This window comes from Streptomyces sp. PTL18, from assembly GCF_059510295.1.
On sequence record NZ_JCAJZO010000010.1, the window covers coordinates 142,968 to 158,054 of the forward strand.

Here is a 15,087-nt window from a genome sequence, read left to right on the forward strand (position 1 = left end):
GTCGAGGGTCTGTCGGAAACGACGGCCATCGTCACAGGATCACCACCCTGCCGCCACAGAACAACCGCCCTCACGTAACCGATTCGCACCAGCAGCCCTAGGAGGTGCCGTGCGCGCCCGCTGGATTCCGGCCGCTGCCCTCCTGGTGGCCCTCGACCTCTACCTGATCGTCTGGCGATGGAACGACGTCGCCGGCAACGTCGAGGCTCAGTTCATCATCTCGACGCCCCAGTTCATCGGCCTGCACGTGCTGTCCAAGCGGCGCGCCGAACGCCACCAGGCTGAGGTACACGCCCGCCTCGACACCCAAGACGAGACGCTCGCCGCAGCCCACCAGCAGGTCGCCGAGCTCCACCAGCAGCTCACCGACTGACCCACACTCGCCCTCCCCGTGCCGCAGGCCGGGGGCTTCGCCATGCCCAGGAGCACCATGACCAGTCCCGCCCTCAAGTTCGGCCGGCGCGCCCCGAAGAACGCCCCAGCCTTGAAGTTCGCCCGCTTCTTCACCGGGAAGGTCCCGGCTCATCCGGTCGCGGCTGACTACCTGGCGCGTCTCGCTGCCTGGCAGATGCTCGGTAACGACGTGGCCGGGGACTGTGTGGCCGTGACGTGGGCCCACGTCCGGCGCCTCGTCTCCTTCATCGCAGGTGCCGAGCGCTACCCCACGCAGGATGAAGTGTGGGCCGTCTACAAGACGCAGAACCCGGACTTCGACCCCAACGGGTCCGCGGACACCAATGGCCCCGGTTCGGCGGCCGACGGCGGCATGGACATCCAGACGCTGCTGGAGTACCTCCACACGGTTGGCGGCCCGGACGGGAAGAAGGTGCTGGCGTTCGCGAAGGTCGACCCCTCCTCACCGGACGAGGTGAAGGCCGCGATCAGCATCTTCGGGTTCGTGTGGACGGGCATCGTCGTCCAGGACGCCAACATGCAGCAGTTCAACGCCGGGCAGCCGTGGGACTACGTGGCCCGGTCGGCGGACGACGGCGGCCACTCCGTCATCACCGGCGGCTACGGCGCGCCCGGGAAGGGTCCGCTCGGCGGTGACGAGCGGTTCATCACCTGGGCGCAGGAGACGAGCTTCACGGACCGGTACTGGTCGCGGAAGGTCGAGGAGGCCTGGGTCGTCATCTTCGAGGAGCACCTGACGCATCCGGCGTTCCAGGAAGGCGTCGACCTGGCCGCGCTCGCCGCGGACTACACCGCCGTCACCGGCCGCCCGTTCCCCGCAGTCGTCCCGCCCCAGCCTCAGCCGGTGCCTTCCCCTCCTCCGGCGCCCACTCCTGCTGCGGATCCTCGCCTGGTTGAGGCGCTGCCTCTCCTGGTTCGGGGTGTGAATCTGGTGGAGGCGTGGGCCAAGGACAACGGGGTGCAGTGACATGGCGCTCGCACACCTCACCCTGCTGGACCGGCACAAGCGGGGCGGGTTCCCGCCCGGCTACCCGGCCACGGTGCGCACCTTCTACAGCCCCGTGGATGACGTCCACGGCGCGCTCCTCGATCTTGTCCGCTCCGCCACCTCGAGTCTGATCGTCGCCTGCTACGGCTTCGACGATGACGAGCTCGCCGACGTGCTGAAGGAGAAGCTCCTCGACGAGAACGTGGTCGTGCAGCTCACCCTCGACAGCTCGCAGGCGGCCGGCGCGCACGAGCGGGGCATTCTCACCCGCGAGGCCTATCCGGCGTCGTCGATCGCGATCGGGCGCTCGGAATTCGGGGCCATTCAGCATCTCAAGCTGTGCATCGTCGACGGCCTGGACCGGATCGGCGGCAGTACCAACTGGTCCACGTCCGGCGAGTCCAAGCAGGACAACGAACTCACGGTGGTCCGAGACCCGCTCGTCGCCGCCGAGGCCCGCGCCCGGGTCGACGCCGTCCACCAGCACATGCTGCAGGCCGCAGCCAGGAAGAGGAGAGCGGCATGACCGGGATGCGCCTGTACTGGCTGCTGTGGCTCGCCGTGGGCTTCGTCGTCCCGGAGACCTACTGGCTGTTCGTGAACACCAAGAACACCCTGTCGTGGACCGTGTGGACCTGGTTCGGAGTCCGGCCGGGCGTCCCGGTCTGGCAGTGGAGCGTGGCTCACCTACTCCTCGGCGTGGTCCTGGTCTGGCTGGTCGGCCACCTCGCCTTCGGAATCTGGCGCTGAGGAGGCCGACGATGACGCGCTACATGTACGACTCGATCAACCCGAGCGCCATCCCCGCGAGCGCCACGATGGTCGCCGGCTACGCGGATGGCCTGTACGCGAACGTCCCCGCGATGCGGGCGCGGTTCCCGCACGCCACGGTCGTCAGCATCGCCGTCAAATGGACGACTCGCGCCCAGGTCATCGACGTCGAGACCGGCGACGCGACCCCGGCGCAGGCCGTCCAGTGGTGCACGCAGACCATGGCCGACAAGAGCAACCACGAGCTGACCGTCTACTGCAACACGAGCATGTGGCCGCAGGTCCGGAGCGCGTTCCGGGCGGCCGGGGTAACCGAGCCGAACTACTGGGTTGCCCAGTACGACAACAACCCGACCATCCCTGCCGGGGCGGTCGCCAAGCAGTACCAGGGCGACACCAACGGCTACGACCGGTCGGTGGTCGCCGACTACTGGCCCGGCGTCGACACGGCCCCGGCGCCGAAGCCCAGCGGAACGCCGCAGTGGCAGAAGCTCCTCGAGCACGTGATGGCGGTCCCAGAGGGCGTCTACGAGCACTGGGGGCCCGGCGGCTGGGACAACCACACCGTGTGGGGTGTCGAGTACGGCGAGGACGGCGTCCCCTACTGCGTGATCGGCGTCTGGGACCAGTTCCACGAGTGCGGACTCGACAGCGTCGTACCCAAGACCGACAACGTGAACAGCTTCCGCGACTGGGCTCAGCAGAACGGCGAGTGGACGGAGTGGCCGTCGGTCGGGGCGTGGGCCGACTTCGGTGACGGCGCGCACTGCGAGATCGTCATCGGCTTCACGCCGACCGACGTCATCACCAAGGGCTGGAACAGCGTCCAGCAGGGCGCCAAGGACGCCAGCCAAGGGAACGGCGTCTGGGTGCACACCACCCCCCGCAGTGTCCCCACCGGCTACCTGGCGCCCCGCTTCCCCGACTCGATCTGCCCGCCCACGGCGAACCCCCACGACCCGCGCGGCGGCACCGCGCAGCCCTCCTACACACCCCCGGAGCCCGACATGTCTCTCACCGACGCCGACGCCCAGAAGGTCGCGATGGCGGTCCTCACCTACAAGAACAAGGACGCCCTCAAGCAGAACCCGGCTCTCCCCGACGTGTACGGCTACATCGCCGGAACCAACGCGGCCGTCGCCTCACTGACCGCACAGCTCGGCGCCATGTCGGCCGTCATCACCGCCCTGAGCAAGGCAGGCGGACTCACCGCCGAACAGGCCACAGCCGCCGCGGAAGCCGGGGCCAAGGCGGCCCTCGAGGAGCTCGCCGCCGCGATCGGGAAGGCAGGCGCGTGATGAACAAGGCGTACTGGCTGGACCTCGGCGAGCGCGTCGGCGCGACCGCGGGCGAGGCCGCGCTCGGTGTCGCCATCACCGAATTCTCCAGCCTGCCCGTGTGGTGGGCCGCGCTCCTCGTACCGCTGCTGTCCGCGGCGAAGGGCGCCCTCGCCCGCTACGTCGGCGTCCCGGGGTCGGCATCCCTGCTGCGCCGTCAGCCGCCGCTCGCACCGGTACCGGACCCGCCTGGCCCGGGCGTGCACCCGACCGCGTAGTGCACGGCTTACCCGCGATCTGTTCAGCACGACCCGCAAAGGGGTGACGGTGACCGATGACGTCTCGCCAGGCGAGGTCTACAGAAGGCTCGTCGACCACGAGGATCGCACCGATCGCGTACACGCCGCGCTGGACGGACGGATCACCGATCTTGCGAGAGCGATGGTCCCGCTCGACTTGTACAACCGGGGCGAGCGGGACCGTGACCGGGACATGGAAGACCTCGCGAAGCGGGTCGACAAGCTGGAGGAGCGGCCCGGGATGACGTTCGGCCGCTGGCTCGGGATCCTGACGGTGGCCGCGGCTTTCCTCGCGCTCGCCGTGCAGGCGTACGGGACGCTGAAGGGGGCGAAGTGACCGAGGCATCCAAACGGCCGCCGCTGTCGCGTATGCCCGTCATGGCGGGTGTCGTCCTGTGGGTGGTGCTGCTGCTGGCCGCTGCGTTCGTCGCGTTCGCGCTGAATACCGTGGAGCAGTCGAACCGCAGGCTTCAGCAGCAGCAGGAAGCCCAAGCCACGGTGATCTCGAAGCTCGCTTCGGGCTTGGACACCACCCGCAAGCAGCTGCAGCAGCATCATGTGAAGCCGGCAGCGCCTCCAGCACAAAGCATCGTCCGCGGCGTCCAGGGCGTGCCTGGGGTGCCGGGGCCGGCGGGACCGTCCGGAAGTCCGGGCGCCGCGGGTAGTCCCGGCCCGTCTGGGGCTGCTGGCCAGCCGGGCAGGAACGGTTCGCCTGGCGTGGCCGGGTCGCCGGGGCCCGCTGGCCCGTCGGGCGCGCCCGGTAGCCCGGGCCCGGCATCCACCGTCGCCGGACCGCAAGGGCCAGCCGGGCCGCCGGGCAAGGATGGGAAGGACGGCGCCCAGGGCCCGCGCGGCGACACCGGACCTGCCGGTCCGCCGCCGTCCGGCTGGACATGGACCTACCCGCCGGGCCCGGCTGGAGTCACCTACAACTGCACCCCGGACAGCCCCGGCTCAACGCACTACACCTGCACGCCCACCGGTAGCTCGGGGCCGTTGAAGTCCGGCGGCCCTGCGCGGAACGCGATCTCGTTGGGCGGCCTGCTCGCGACGGCCGCGTACCGGCGGCTCGGCGCACGCAGCGCCTGACCGTCTCCCCTTCCGTATCTACGTGCCCACCCGTCTCATCGCCCCTGCCGTACGCCAACCCGTGCGGCAGGGGCGGTTTTTGCGTTGCGTGCGTTGACGGGCGCGCTACAGTTGGCTCGTCCAGGTGCGCAGGCAACGGATCCTTCTTGGGAACTGGGTGTTGCGGGTTCAAGTCCCGCCCGGCCGAGCAGTAGCACGACCGGTAGCTCAATGGGTAGAGCATCAGTCTGTGAGCCGTCGCCGACTCTGATCTCTGGACCACAACTTCAGACTTCTGCACCTCCCGGTGCGCAGCCTCCGGTTACTTCTCCTTGAAACAGAAACCGACCGGTGGCGTCTTGATCTCGGGAGGCACAAGCATCGGGGCGCCCGGTGCGCAGGCGACGGATACTTCTCCTGTCAAGAGAGAGACCCGGGTTCGAATCCCGGCCGGTGCTGCTGACGACCTTCGGGTCTGAGGCCCGGTAGCTCAGCGGCCCAGAGCGCTTCGTCTCCGTCTCCGTCTTGATCTCGGGCGCCCCACTGCTTGCGCTTCCCCTCCACAGTGAGGGGCTTTTTTCCATGGCCAGGTTCAACACCCGCACCGCCCGCCCGACGGCCACGTCCCCGGTCACCACGACCGGCGAGCAGACCCGCACCCACGAGGGCGGCACCGGCTACCTCCGCGGCGCCAAGAGCGAGCTGTTCCTCCTCGCGGTCGCCAACATGGTCGGAACCGACACCTTCTACGAGACCGGCGGCCAGCGCGACGACCGCTACACCGCGCTCGTCCGGCAGCTGGCCGTCGACGACCCGGCGTGGACTGCCGGGCTGCTCGGTTGGCTTCGCGGCCCCGGCAACCTCCGCACCGCGGCGATCGTCGGCGCCGCCGAGTTCGTCCATGCCCGCCTGAAAGCCGACCGGATCGGCGATGGGTTCAACGGCAGCACGCCCTGGAATCGCCGCGTCATCGCCTCCGTCCTCCAGCGCGCGGACGAGCCGGGCGAGTTGCTCGCCTACTGGACGGCCCGCTACGGCCGCCGCATCCCGAAGCCCGTGAAGCGCGGCATCGAGGACGCCGTCGGCGCCCTGTACACGGAGCGCTCCCTACTGAAGTACGACACCGACACCAAGGGCTTCCGCTTCGGTGACGTCATCGAACTCGTCCACCCGGCCCCGTCGGCGCTGTGGCAGGGCGACCTGTTCGAGCACGCCATCGACCGACGGCACAAGCGCGACAAGCCGATCCCGGAGTCGCTGCAGCTACTGCACACGCGCGCCGAGATCGCGAAGTGGGACGTCGAGAAGCGGCGCGCCCTGCTGAAGCGGCCGGACGCCGCGGACTTCCTGAAGCACGCCGGCATGACCTGGGAGGCGCTCGCCGGGTGGCTGCAGGGACCGATGGACGCCGCGGCGTGGGAGGCCATCATCCCGTCGATGGGCTACATGGCCCAGCTGCGGAACCTCAGGAACTTCGACGAGGCCGACGTCTCCGACGAGGTCGCCGCGACCGTCGCGCGGCGCCTGGCCGACCCGGAGCAGGTCGCCAAGTCGCGGCAGCTACCGATGCGGTTCTACTCGGCGTACCGTGCGGCGCCGTCGCTGCGCTGGGGCCACGCGCTGGAGAAGGCGCTCACCGCGTCGCTGGCCAACATCCCGACGCTGCCCGGCCGGACGCTCATCCTGGTCGATACGTCGTCGTCGATGCACGAGTCGTTCTCCAAGGACGGCACCCTGATGCGGTGGGACGCCGCCGCACTGTTCGGCGTTGCGCTGGGGCAGCGCTGCGAGGCCGCGGATGTTGTCTCCTTCTCGTCCGCCCGCTACTACCTGCACGATGCCCCGGGTGCCAAGACGAAGGCGTTCCCGCTGCAGCGTGGCGAGTCGCTGCTGCGTGCGGTGGGCCGGTGGAAGGACGGCGGCTGGTTCTTGGGTGGCGGCACCGACACGGCCGCGGCGCTGCGCGCGGAGTTCCGCAGCCATGACCGGGTCGTCATCGTTACCGACGAGCAGGCCGGTCACGACCAGCACGAGGTGACGCGGTCGGTCCCCGACGCGGTGCCGATGTACACCTGGAACCTGGCCGGGTACCAGGCTGGCCATGCGCCGTCCGGCGGCCGGAACCGGCACACCTTCGGCGGGCTCACCGACCACGCCTTCCGGATGATCCCGCTCCTCGAGCGGGCGCGTGACGCTCGCTGGCCCTGGGAGATGTAGGGCGAAGCGATGCCCCCGCTGCCTTCGGGCAGCGGGGGCTTTTGTGCTGTCTGTGGGCGGCCGCCGAGCGCCCGGTGGGCTCCGCCCGGAGGCGGGTTCCTACTGCGGCGGCCACATTGTCACGGTACGCGGAATGCGGCCGTCCTTCAGCCTCTTGTGCCACACTGGCCGTGCCCGCCGCGCACCCCCGTCGCGGCGGGCATCTGGCATCCTGCGTCGGCGGCGTACAGTAGGAGCCACGGCAGGGCGCGCACGCCGATCCTCCGGGAGAAGGCCCTCGGGGCCCGCGTACAGGGCGACGCGCGACGCCCGAGCCGCAAGGCCAAGGGTCACAGACTCCGCGCAACCCACCCCGCCCCTTGTGGGCGGGGTTTTTTCACGCCGCCTGCGCGCTCCGCTCCGCGCGCACCGCGGCCGCCCACTCCACCACCAGCCGCTCATACACAGCCCGCTCCTCGGCCGTCGACAGGTGCCCACCGGCCCGCTGCCACAGCGCGCGGATCTCCTCGTTCACAACCTCAGCAGACCGCACGGAACCAGGGCACACACGCTCGGGGGACATGATCCAAGCGTACGGGGAACGGGCAGCGCTCACGCCACACGCAGGTGGTGCAACATCAGCAGCGCGGCCACCGCATTCGCCGACCGGACCTCACCACGTGCCACCAGCTCGGGCACCTTCGCCAACGCCACCCACTCCCGGCGCGCCGACTCAAACCCATCCCGAGGCTCACCGATCCGCACGGCCTGATCCGACCAGTACACGCGATGGTGCGACGTCGAAATCCCCGGCATCGGATCCACCGAGAGGAGCAGCCGCATCGGGCCCGGCCGCCACCCGGTCTCCTCCTCGAACTCCCGCGCGGCCGCCACGGCCGGATCCTCACCCTCACCGGTGCCACCCGAGGGCAGCTCCCAGCCCCACGCTCCAGTGATAAACCGGTGCCGCCACAGCAGCAGCACCTCGTTCGCGTCGTTGACGACGGTGGCCACCGCGACCGGGCGGAGCCGGATCACCGTGTGGTCAAGGTGCCGACCGTCGGGCAGCTCAACGTCGGCCATGTTCACAGTCACCCACCGGTTCTCGTACACGGTGCGCTCGGACAGGGACTTCCACACGGACACGGGCACGCCTCTCGTCGGGTACGCCTCCCATCCCAGCACACCGGCTACAGCGGGATCCGCAGGGTGTCATCGATGCGCTGCACGACGTCCCCAGTCGCCCGGCTGTCCAGGCTCGACATGCTCTTGCGGAGCTTCACCAGCCGGTCGCGGAGCCGCTGCGACTCCATGCCCTCCATCGTGTCCAGCACCTCCGTGGCCGTGGCCGCGGCCTGCTCGGCATCACCCGCACGCAACTGGACGTCGGAGAGCGTGGCAAGCCGGTGCACCCGGCCCCGCGCGTGCGTCTGCGTGGCCGCGGCCTCCGCCGCATACTCCGCAGCCGGCCCGGTGTCACCGAGCCGCATGAGAGCGTCAGCAAGGTTCGCCTCGAGCAGGCCGGGCTGCACATACCCGGTCTCGGCAGGCTCCTCATCCCGGCGGATCTGCCCGGCCGCCGTCTCCGCGAGCGTCATCGCACGGTGCGCAGAGTCCTGGTCCCCCATCCGGGAGAACGCCTTGGCCTGCATCGCGTGCAGGTCGCAGGCCAGCGCCGGGGAGAGGGCGTGCCCGGCAGTGCGCACCGCGGACTCGGCGAACGCGACAGCCTGCCGGTACTCCCGCATGTACAGCGACTGGTTGACGAGGAGCGCGATCACGTACCCGCCGAACGCCCGGTCACCGGACGCCTTCGCGAGCCGGAGCGCCTGGTGGAAGTAGCGCTGAGCGAGGCCCTGCGCGTCGGAGTCGTAGGAGCAGATCCCCGCGATCGCGACGAGCCCGCCGACCGCGCGGTGCAACTCCCGGCCGATCGCGTCGGTGTAGGCGCCCCGGAGCAGGGGTGCTGTGTCCGTGGTGAGGAACTGCAGCACCCTGCCGCGGGTCGTGACGCCGCCGGCCTTTCGGTACATCTGCTCGTAGTGGGTGCGGGCGTGCCGCAGCAGTTCGACGTCCGTGACGCCGACGCGGGGCGTTCCCGCGCGGGAGACGTCGACGTCCTCGGGCGGGTTCTCCCACTCCCAGACGGGGCCGACGGCGGGCAGGCCGGTGATGACGGGCGCGCTCTGGAGGTCGGTCCGCTGCTGGAGGTCGCCGCGCCACAGGGCGGTGGACCGCTCGATGAATCCCGCGAGCGGAGTGGACGCGGGTTGGGGGGTGTTGGTGTTGCCCATGCCGATGTCCTCGAGGGTGAGCGTGCGCCCGAGGCGGGCGGAGAGGATCTCGCAGATCAGGTCCGGGGTGATCCCGCGGGGCCGCTGTCCTCTGAGCCAGCGGATCACCGAACTGTGATCGTAGCTCGCCTTCCGTCCGCGGGCGCGGGCAGCGTCATTGACGCGGGCTGCGAGCCCGACCCGGGACATGCCTGCCTCGTCGAGGAGGGCATCGAGGAGAGTATTCGGCTCCATGGCGCTCCGTATCACTCAGTGTGTGGAGCGTAGCCGCAGCGGGTTCACACAGTGTGTGAACCCGGCAATGCCACACGCCCCCGGCACACACTCCCGCCGCGCCCACCAGCAGCGGACCATCACATCCATGGCAGCACCACCGACAACGCCGCCCGGGCAGGCGCCCGACACCGCGCCCGTAGACCTCGCGCCGGTCCGCGAGGTCGTGGACCGCTTGCTCCTCGCGGAAGGCGCCCCGCTCACCGACGAAGAGCTGCCCGCGCTGCTCGAGCAGATGCGCGGCCACATCCAGATGCTGGCGCCAGAAGTCGAGCAGCTCGCCCGCCGGCACCCGAAGGTGGATGTGCCCAGGGCGTGCGCGTTCGCGTGCAGCGGGGAGGCCCGCATGCGGGTACGGCTGGAGCCCGAACCGGCGCCGGGTGGTGACCTCACGCTGGCGCGGAAGCTGGCCCGCTCGGTGAACGCCTTGTGCGACCACTACGAGAACCTGGCCGGACCTGGCGGTGCGGGGTGACGGCCATGGAATCCCCTACCGCCGAGCAGCTGGGGGCCACCGCGCACGACGAGACTCCGCTGCGCGCCGCGTACGTGGGGCTACTGGAGCACTGCGCGGCCTGCCCCACGTGCCTGACCCGGAGCGAGGACGGCACGCCGAGCGAGGCCTGCCCGATAGCGGACGGCCTGTACGACACCTACCGGCAGGCGCGACGTGTGACGCCGCGGCAGGGCAGAACGGAAGGGAAGCGCCGATGATCTGCGCACGCTGCGACGAGCCAATCCGCGACGGCGAGGAGTACGACAAGGTCATCAACGATGGCGCTACGGCCGTCGGGTCGGACACCTTCCTGCACAGGTGGCTGTGCAAGAGGTCACCGCGGCAGACCTACCCCGCACGCCGCTGGTGGGATAACCCGCGCTGGTGAGCGCCGAGAAGCTCCGCTGCCGAACCTACTTGCCTTGGCGGCAGCGGTAGCCCGCGGTGAACAGGGTTTGGACGCATTGCGCGCCGCGGGCAGGGTGGCCGCCCACTGGGTAGATCGGGCGGCCACCCGTCAAGAACCAACTAGCGAAGGGCAACACCATGCACAGCACCGACGACCTCACCTGGGCCACGTCGTCCTACTCCGGCGGCAACGGCGCGTGCGTCGAGGTCGCCAAGACGGCCGGCGGCGCGTTCTTCCGGGACACGAAGGACCGCAGCGTCCCCGCCGCGGTCGCTTCGGGCGCGGCCTGGGGCGCGTTCCTCGGCGCCGTGAAGGCGGGCGCGCTCGGCGCCTGACCCTGCCTGTACGGCCGCTGCTCCCGCCCCTACTCCGATCGGGGCGGGCCGACCCGCCGCCGGATGCTCCCCTGGCGCCGGCGGCCGGTCACCTCACAAGGTCGGCGAGGTCCACCCCGATCGCGTCGGCGATCCGAATCAGCGTGTCCAGCTTGGGCGAGGAGTGCCCCTGCTCGATCCGACTGTAGGTGGCGACGTCAACTCCCGACCGGCTGCACACCTCGAGCTGGGTGAGGTTGTGGTGCTCCCTGACGCGCCGGATCTGGTCGCCCACCTGGCGGCGGCGGGTGAGGACCCGGTCGTCGGGTGGGGTGGGGCGCGGCACCTGTCCACGCTCCCCAGCCCATGATCAAAATGGATTAGGGCCAACCCTAATTCGTGTGATCATGAAGCTCGGGGGGAACTCGAAACAGAGCACCCCCCTCACGTACGGCCCTCCTGCACCAGCCCCCCAGGCGGACAGGGAGGGTCGCGGCGCCCCCGCCCGTGCGGGGGCGCTGTCGTTTGCGGCCTTCTGCACTCACCCCGCATCAGGCGCGGACACCGTCCGCATGGGCGCTTGGCCGTGGCCAAACCGAGCCGCATGCAACGGGCATTGAGCGACACTGAACGACACCGAACGACATCGAACGATGCCTATTTGTCCCGATTCTCGGCGTCTTCGCAGGTCACGATAGGGTGAATAAACGGGTTCGATTCCCGTCCGCCTCCGTCTCCTCCCCGCACTTTGCCAAACCCCCGGCCGGACACGAGCCTCACACGCGCGTGTTCCCTCCTCTTCCATTCCCTTCACGGCGAGCACCGGACAGCGCGAACACAACTGCGCGGCGACCCCGACGCCCCGCCCATGACGCTGTGCGCGGAGGAGGACCGGATCCTGCGGGTCGTCGGAGACAGCCAGGGGCCGTGGGTGACGGGGCCGGCGTCGGAGCTGCTGGGCCGGCTCACCGGGCGAATGGACGGCAGGGCGCCGACCGTCGAACCATCCGGCGCCCGTCCGACACCGCCGCTCTGGCGCAGCCGACCGGACTCCGTGGGTCACCACGGTCGAAGTACGGGTTCGCTTCCTCCCGTCCGCCTCAGCTGCCCGGCGCGGGCCGGCAGCGGCGGTGCTGGTCGTCCACCCGCTCGGTGTGTCCCTGGGCGTCCAGCAGTTCGAGCAGCGGCACGGCGACCCTGCGCGTGGTGTCCAGGGCCTGGCGCGCCTCGCTGAGCGTGAACGGCTGGGGCAGCCGGCGCAGGACGTCGGCGGCCCGGGAGTCCGCTCCCGGAAGCAGCACGACGCCGTCGCCCACCGCCAGCAGCGCACCCGCCGAGACGGCGGCCGCCACCGCCTTGCGGGTGAGCCCGAGTTGCTTCAGCCGGTCGGCCTCCGGCGCGCGGAAAGGCGTCCGCGTCAGCTCACTTCGTACGGCGTCGACGGCGGCCTGCAGGGGCGGCGGCAGTGTCGGCCGGAGGCTGCCGGGGCCGTACAACCGGCCCTGCCGGCGCAGCAGCCGGTCCCGGCCCGGCGTCTCGGCGAGCACGTCCACCAACGTCCGGTCGGGCAGGCCGAGCAGGTGCCGGGCCGCCTCGGTGGGCAGGCCCGGTTCCAGTGGGTGCTCCTCGGCGTACCGCTGCACCTCGGCGGCGAGGCGTTCCCGCAGCGCCCTCCAGTGGGCCTTGTCGACCAGCCATTCACCGGCCACCGGCGCACAGGGCGGCGGCACTCCCATCGCCAGCAGCTCCGAGCGGCGGACGAGCCGCCGTCGCCGCAGTTCCCCGGCGCCGTCCGGGCGGCCGGTCATGGCCGCCAGTTCCGCCGCCCTGGCCCGTCCCGTGCCCCGCCGGGCCAGTCGCGGTGGGCGTACGTCGAGCACGGTCGCCCCGCACGGCGTGCGCTGCCCGCCCGGTTCCCGCAGCACGGCCCGGTCCCCGACACGCAGGGGCAGCGCCCGCTCCAGGGTCAGCCGCGCGGTGTCCTCCCCCAGCGGGCGGACCGTCGCGGGGACGGCGGCCGTGCCGATGTGGAGGGTGACCGTGCGGGGCAGGTCGGCGACCGGTTCACCGGTGACACGCACGTCCACGAGGGCGGTGAGCAGCCAGCGGTCCGGTGTCAGCAGCACCTGGCCCCGTCGCAGGGCACCCTCCACGGAGCCGTGCACGTTGACCGCCACCCGCGCCACGCCGCTGACGGCCGACCGCTCCTCGCGCAGGCACTGCAGTCCGCGCACCTTCAGCAGCGTCGAACCGTCGCCCGTCACCAGCCGGTCACCGACGCGCAGGGTGCCCGCGCCGAGCGTGCCGGTCACCACGGTGCCGTGGCCGCGCACGGTGAAGGCGCGGTCCAGCCACAGTCGCACGTCGGCGTCCGCGGGCGGCACCGGCAACGATCGCGCCAACCGGTCGAGCTGCGCGCGCAGTTCGACCAGTCCGGCACCGGTCACCGCGCTGACCGCCACGGACGGCACCGTGCCGAGCGAGGTGGCGGCCAGGCGTCTGACGGCGTCGGCGCGCACCGGTTCGGGGTCCGCCAGGTCGCTGCGGGTCACCGCCAGGACGGCGTGCCGTACCCCGAGGCCGTCGAGGATCGCCAGGTGCTCCTCGGACTGCGGTTGCCAGCCCTGGTCCGCGGCCACGGCGAACAGCACGGCGGGCACGGGTCCGGCCCCGGCCAGCATGGTGGCGACGAACCTCTCGTGGCCCGGAACGTCCACGAAGGCCAGACGCTCCCCGTCCGCTCCCGGCCGGGTCCACACGAAACCGAGGTCGAGGGTGAGCCCCCTGCGCCGTTCCTCCTCGAGGCGGTCCGGTTCCATCCCGGTCAGCGCCCGCACCAGGGCCGACTTGCCGTGGTCGACGTGCCCGGCGGTGGCCAGCACCCGCATGACGTCTACCTCCCCGCCGCCGACCGTACGGCCTCGGCCAGCCGCTCGTCGTCCTCCGGCGGCACCGCCCGCAGGTCCAGCAGACAGCGCCCCGCCTCCAGGCGCCCGACGACGGGGACGGGACCGGTGCGCAGCGCGGCGGCGTAGGGCTCGGGCAGGGACAGGGCGGCGCTGGGCAGTGTCACCCCGGGCGCGCCGCCGCCTCCCACGGTCGCCGCGCTCTCGACCGCGTGCACATCGATGCCGTCGGCGCTCAGCGCCCCGGTGAGCCGGTCGGCGCGGGCCGTCAGCTGTCCGGGGTCGGCCGCCAGCGCCGCGGCGGTGGGGGTCCGCGGGCCGGTGAGGGTGGCCTCCAGCGCGGCCAGGGTCAGTTTGTCCACGCGCAGGGCGCGGGCCAGGGGGTGCCGGGAGACGGTGCGGACCACCTCCCCGTCGCCGAGGAGCAATCCGCACTGCGGGCCGCCGAGCAGTTTGTCGCCGCTCGCGGTGACCAGTGCGGCACCGGCCCGCAACTGGGTCTCGGCGTCGGGTTCCTCCGGCAGCAGCGGGTGGGGGGCGAGCAACCCGGAGCCGATGTCGGAGACCACCGGGACGCCCAGCGGCGCCAGTTCGCCGACGTCGGCGCCGCGGGTGAACCCGGTGACGCGGAAGTTGGAAGGGTGGACCTTGAGCACGAACCCCGTCCGAGGTCCGATCGCCGCGGCGTAGTCCGCGGCGGTCGTGCGGTTGGTGGTGCCGACCTCGCGGAGCCGGGCCCCGGTGGAGACCAGGAGGTCGGGGAGCCGGAACCCGTCGCCGATCTCCACCATCTCCCCCCGGCTGATGACGATCTCCTTCCCGGCGGCGAGTGCCGTCGCGACCAGGACCAGTGCGGCGGCGCCGTTGTTGACGACGTGCGCCGCGGCGGCGGAGGGCACCCGGTCGCACAGCGCCTTCAGAGCCGTGCGCCCGCGGCGGGCCCGGACCCCGGTGTGCAGGTCCAGTTCGACGTCGGTGGGCCCGGCGGCCTCCAGCACCGCCTGCCGGGCCGCCGCCGACAGCGACGCGCGGCCGAGGTTGGTGTGCAGCAGCACCCCGGTGGCGTTGATCACCGGTCGGAGCCCGCCCGCGGTGCCCGGGAGGAGGGCGAGGGCCGCGTCCCGCACCCGCTCCGGAGGGATACCGCCGTCGCGCGCCTGTTCCTGCGCGCGCCGCACCGCCGTCTTCACCACGCGCGGTCCCAGCCGGCCCACCGCCTCGGCCAGCTGCGGGTCGCTCAGCAGGGTGTCGGTGCGGGGAACGCGCCGTCGTGTGTCGACGGCGCCGCTCTGCCGGGGCGCGTGTCCGTCGCCGGACGCGACCGCCCCGGTCCCGTCGCCGGCCCGCTCCGGTGTGACCCGCTGCTCCATGCGGCCCCTGCC

The 15,087-nt window shown here is 71.6% G+C and carries 19 protein-coding genes and 1 tRNA gene; 14 read left to right on the forward strand and 6 right to left on the reverse strand.

Annotated features, from left to right (window positions below; translation table 11 throughout):
* The first annotated feature begins 109 nt into the window (after positions 1-109).
* From AC5WS8_RS20930 to AC5WS8_RS20975, 10 genes are all read left to right on the forward strand, one after another.
* Positions 110-373, forward strand: a complete 264-nt coding sequence (locus tag AC5WS8_RS20930; protein WP_496104963.1) for a hypothetical protein — start codon at positions 110-112, stop codon at positions 371-373.
* A gap of 57 nt (positions 374-430) precedes the next feature.
* Positions 431-1,381, forward strand: coding sequence for a hypothetical protein (locus tag AC5WS8_RS20935; RefSeq protein ID WP_496104964.1), 951 nt, complete (start codon positions 431-433; stop codon positions 1,379-1,381).
* A 1-nt stretch (position 1,382) separates the two neighbouring features.
* The gene (locus AC5WS8_RS20940; protein WP_496104965.1) at positions 1,383-1,928 is read left to right on the forward strand and encodes a phospholipase D-like domain-containing protein; all 546 of its coding nucleotides are present in this window, start codon (positions 1,383-1,385) and stop codon (positions 1,926-1,928) included.
* Positions 1,925-2,152, forward strand: a complete 228-nt coding sequence (locus tag AC5WS8_RS20945) for a hypothetical protein (protein ID WP_496104966.1) — start codon at positions 1,925-1,927, stop codon at positions 2,150-2,152. Before AC5WS8_RS20940 ends, AC5WS8_RS20945 begins: the two co-directional genes overlap by 4 nt.
* Before the next feature lie 11 nt (positions 2,153-2,163).
* Positions 2,164-3,471, forward strand: a complete 1,308-nt coding sequence (locus AC5WS8_RS20950) for a hypothetical protein (protein ID WP_496104967.1) — start codon at positions 2,164-2,166, stop codon at positions 3,469-3,471.
* Complete coding sequence (locus AC5WS8_RS20955) at positions 3,471-3,728, forward strand: hypothetical protein (RefSeq protein ID WP_496104968.1); 258 nt, start codon at positions 3,471-3,473, stop codon at positions 3,726-3,728. The genes AC5WS8_RS20950 and AC5WS8_RS20955 overlap by 1 nt, the downstream gene beginning before the upstream one ends.
* Before the next feature lie 49 nt (positions 3,729-3,777).
* Positions 3,778-4,086 (forward strand): hypothetical protein, encoded by a 309-nt coding sequence (locus AC5WS8_RS20960; protein ID WP_496104969.1) that lies wholly within the window; start codon positions 3,778-3,780, stop codon positions 4,084-4,086.
* On the forward strand, positions 4,083-4,838 hold the full coding sequence (locus AC5WS8_RS20965) for a hypothetical protein (RefSeq protein WP_496104970.1): 756 nt from the start codon (positions 4,083-4,085) through the stop codon (positions 4,836-4,838). The genes AC5WS8_RS20960 and AC5WS8_RS20965 overlap by 4 nt, the downstream gene beginning before the upstream one ends.
* Positions 4,839-5,195: 357 nt before the next feature.
* Positions 5,196-5,275, forward strand: a tRNA-Asp gene (locus AC5WS8_RS20970).
* A 124-nt stretch (positions 5,276-5,399) separates the two neighbouring features.
* A complete protein-coding gene (locus AC5WS8_RS20975) occupies positions 5,400-7,034 on the forward strand; it encodes a vWA domain-containing protein (RefSeq protein WP_496104971.1) in 1,635 nt (544 codons plus the stop codon).
* A gap of 376 nt (positions 7,035-7,410) precedes the next feature.
* On the opposite strand, the gene AC5WS8_RS20980 is transcribed toward AC5WS8_RS20975, so the two are convergent.
* The 3 genes from AC5WS8_RS20980 to AC5WS8_RS20990 are packed head-to-tail and all read right to left on the reverse strand — an operon-like array spanning position 7,411 to position 9,541.
* Positions 7,411-7,596: a hypothetical protein gene (locus AC5WS8_RS20980; RefSeq protein ID WP_496104972.1), complete on the reverse strand. Its 186-nt coding sequence runs from the start codon at positions 7,594-7,596 to the stop codon at positions 7,411-7,413.
* A 29-nt stretch (positions 7,597-7,625) separates the two neighbouring features.
* The gene (locus tag AC5WS8_RS20985; RefSeq protein WP_496104973.1) at positions 7,626-8,159 is read right to left on the reverse strand and encodes an NUDIX hydrolase; all 534 of its coding nucleotides are present in this window, start codon (positions 8,157-8,159) and stop codon (positions 7,626-7,628) included.
* A 44-nt stretch (positions 8,160-8,203) separates the two neighbouring features.
* Complete coding sequence (locus tag AC5WS8_RS20990; protein ID WP_496104974.1) at positions 8,204-9,541, reverse strand: NsdA family TPR-like regulatory protein; 1,338 nt, start codon at positions 9,539-9,541, stop codon at positions 8,204-8,206.
* A 127-nt stretch (positions 9,542-9,668) separates the two neighbouring features.
* On the opposite strand from AC5WS8_RS20990, the gene AC5WS8_RS20995 reads away from it, so the two are divergent.
* The 4 genes from AC5WS8_RS20995 to AC5WS8_RS21010 all read left to right on the forward strand — a co-directional run bounded on the left by AC5WS8_RS20995 (position 9,669) and on the right by AC5WS8_RS21010 (position 10,820).
* Positions 9,669-10,055, forward strand: coding sequence for a DUF6415 family natural product biosynthesis protein (locus AC5WS8_RS20995; RefSeq protein WP_496104975.1), 387 nt, complete (start codon positions 9,669-9,671; stop codon positions 10,053-10,055).
* 5 nt (positions 10,056-10,060) lie between these two features.
* Positions 10,061-10,294 (forward strand): hypothetical protein, encoded by a 234-nt coding sequence (locus AC5WS8_RS21000; protein ID WP_496104976.1) that lies wholly within the window; start codon positions 10,061-10,063, stop codon positions 10,292-10,294.
* Positions 10,291-10,464: a hypothetical protein gene (locus AC5WS8_RS21005; protein WP_496104977.1), complete on the forward strand. Its 174-nt coding sequence runs from the start codon at positions 10,291-10,293 to the stop codon at positions 10,462-10,464. The genes AC5WS8_RS21000 and AC5WS8_RS21005 overlap by 4 nt, the downstream gene beginning before the upstream one ends.
* Positions 10,465-10,622: 158 nt before the next feature.
* Positions 10,623-10,820, forward strand: coding sequence for a DUF397 domain-containing protein (locus AC5WS8_RS21010; protein ID WP_496104978.1), 198 nt, complete (start codon positions 10,623-10,625; stop codon positions 10,818-10,820).
* Between the two features lie 88 nt (positions 10,821-10,908).
* On the opposite strand, the gene AC5WS8_RS21015 is transcribed toward AC5WS8_RS21010, so the two are convergent.
* The 3 genes from AC5WS8_RS21015 to selA form a co-directional block, all read right to left on the reverse strand.
* Complete coding sequence (locus tag AC5WS8_RS21015) at positions 10,909-11,145, reverse strand: helix-turn-helix domain-containing protein (protein ID WP_496104979.1); 237 nt, start codon at positions 11,143-11,145, stop codon at positions 10,909-10,911.
* 754 nt (positions 11,146-11,899) lie between these two features.
* On the reverse strand, positions 11,900-13,687 hold the full coding sequence (selB, locus tag AC5WS8_RS21020; protein ID WP_496104980.1) for a selenocysteine-specific translation elongation factor: 1,788 nt from the start codon (positions 13,685-13,687) through the stop codon (positions 11,900-11,902).
* Positions 13,688-13,692: 5 nt separating this feature from the next.
* The gene (gene selA / locus AC5WS8_RS21025; protein WP_496104981.1) at positions 13,693-15,075 is read right to left on the reverse strand and encodes an L-seryl-tRNA(Sec) selenium transferase; all 1,383 of its coding nucleotides are present in this window, start codon (positions 15,073-15,075) and stop codon (positions 13,693-13,695) included.
* Positions 15,076-15,087: the final 12 nt, after the last annotated feature.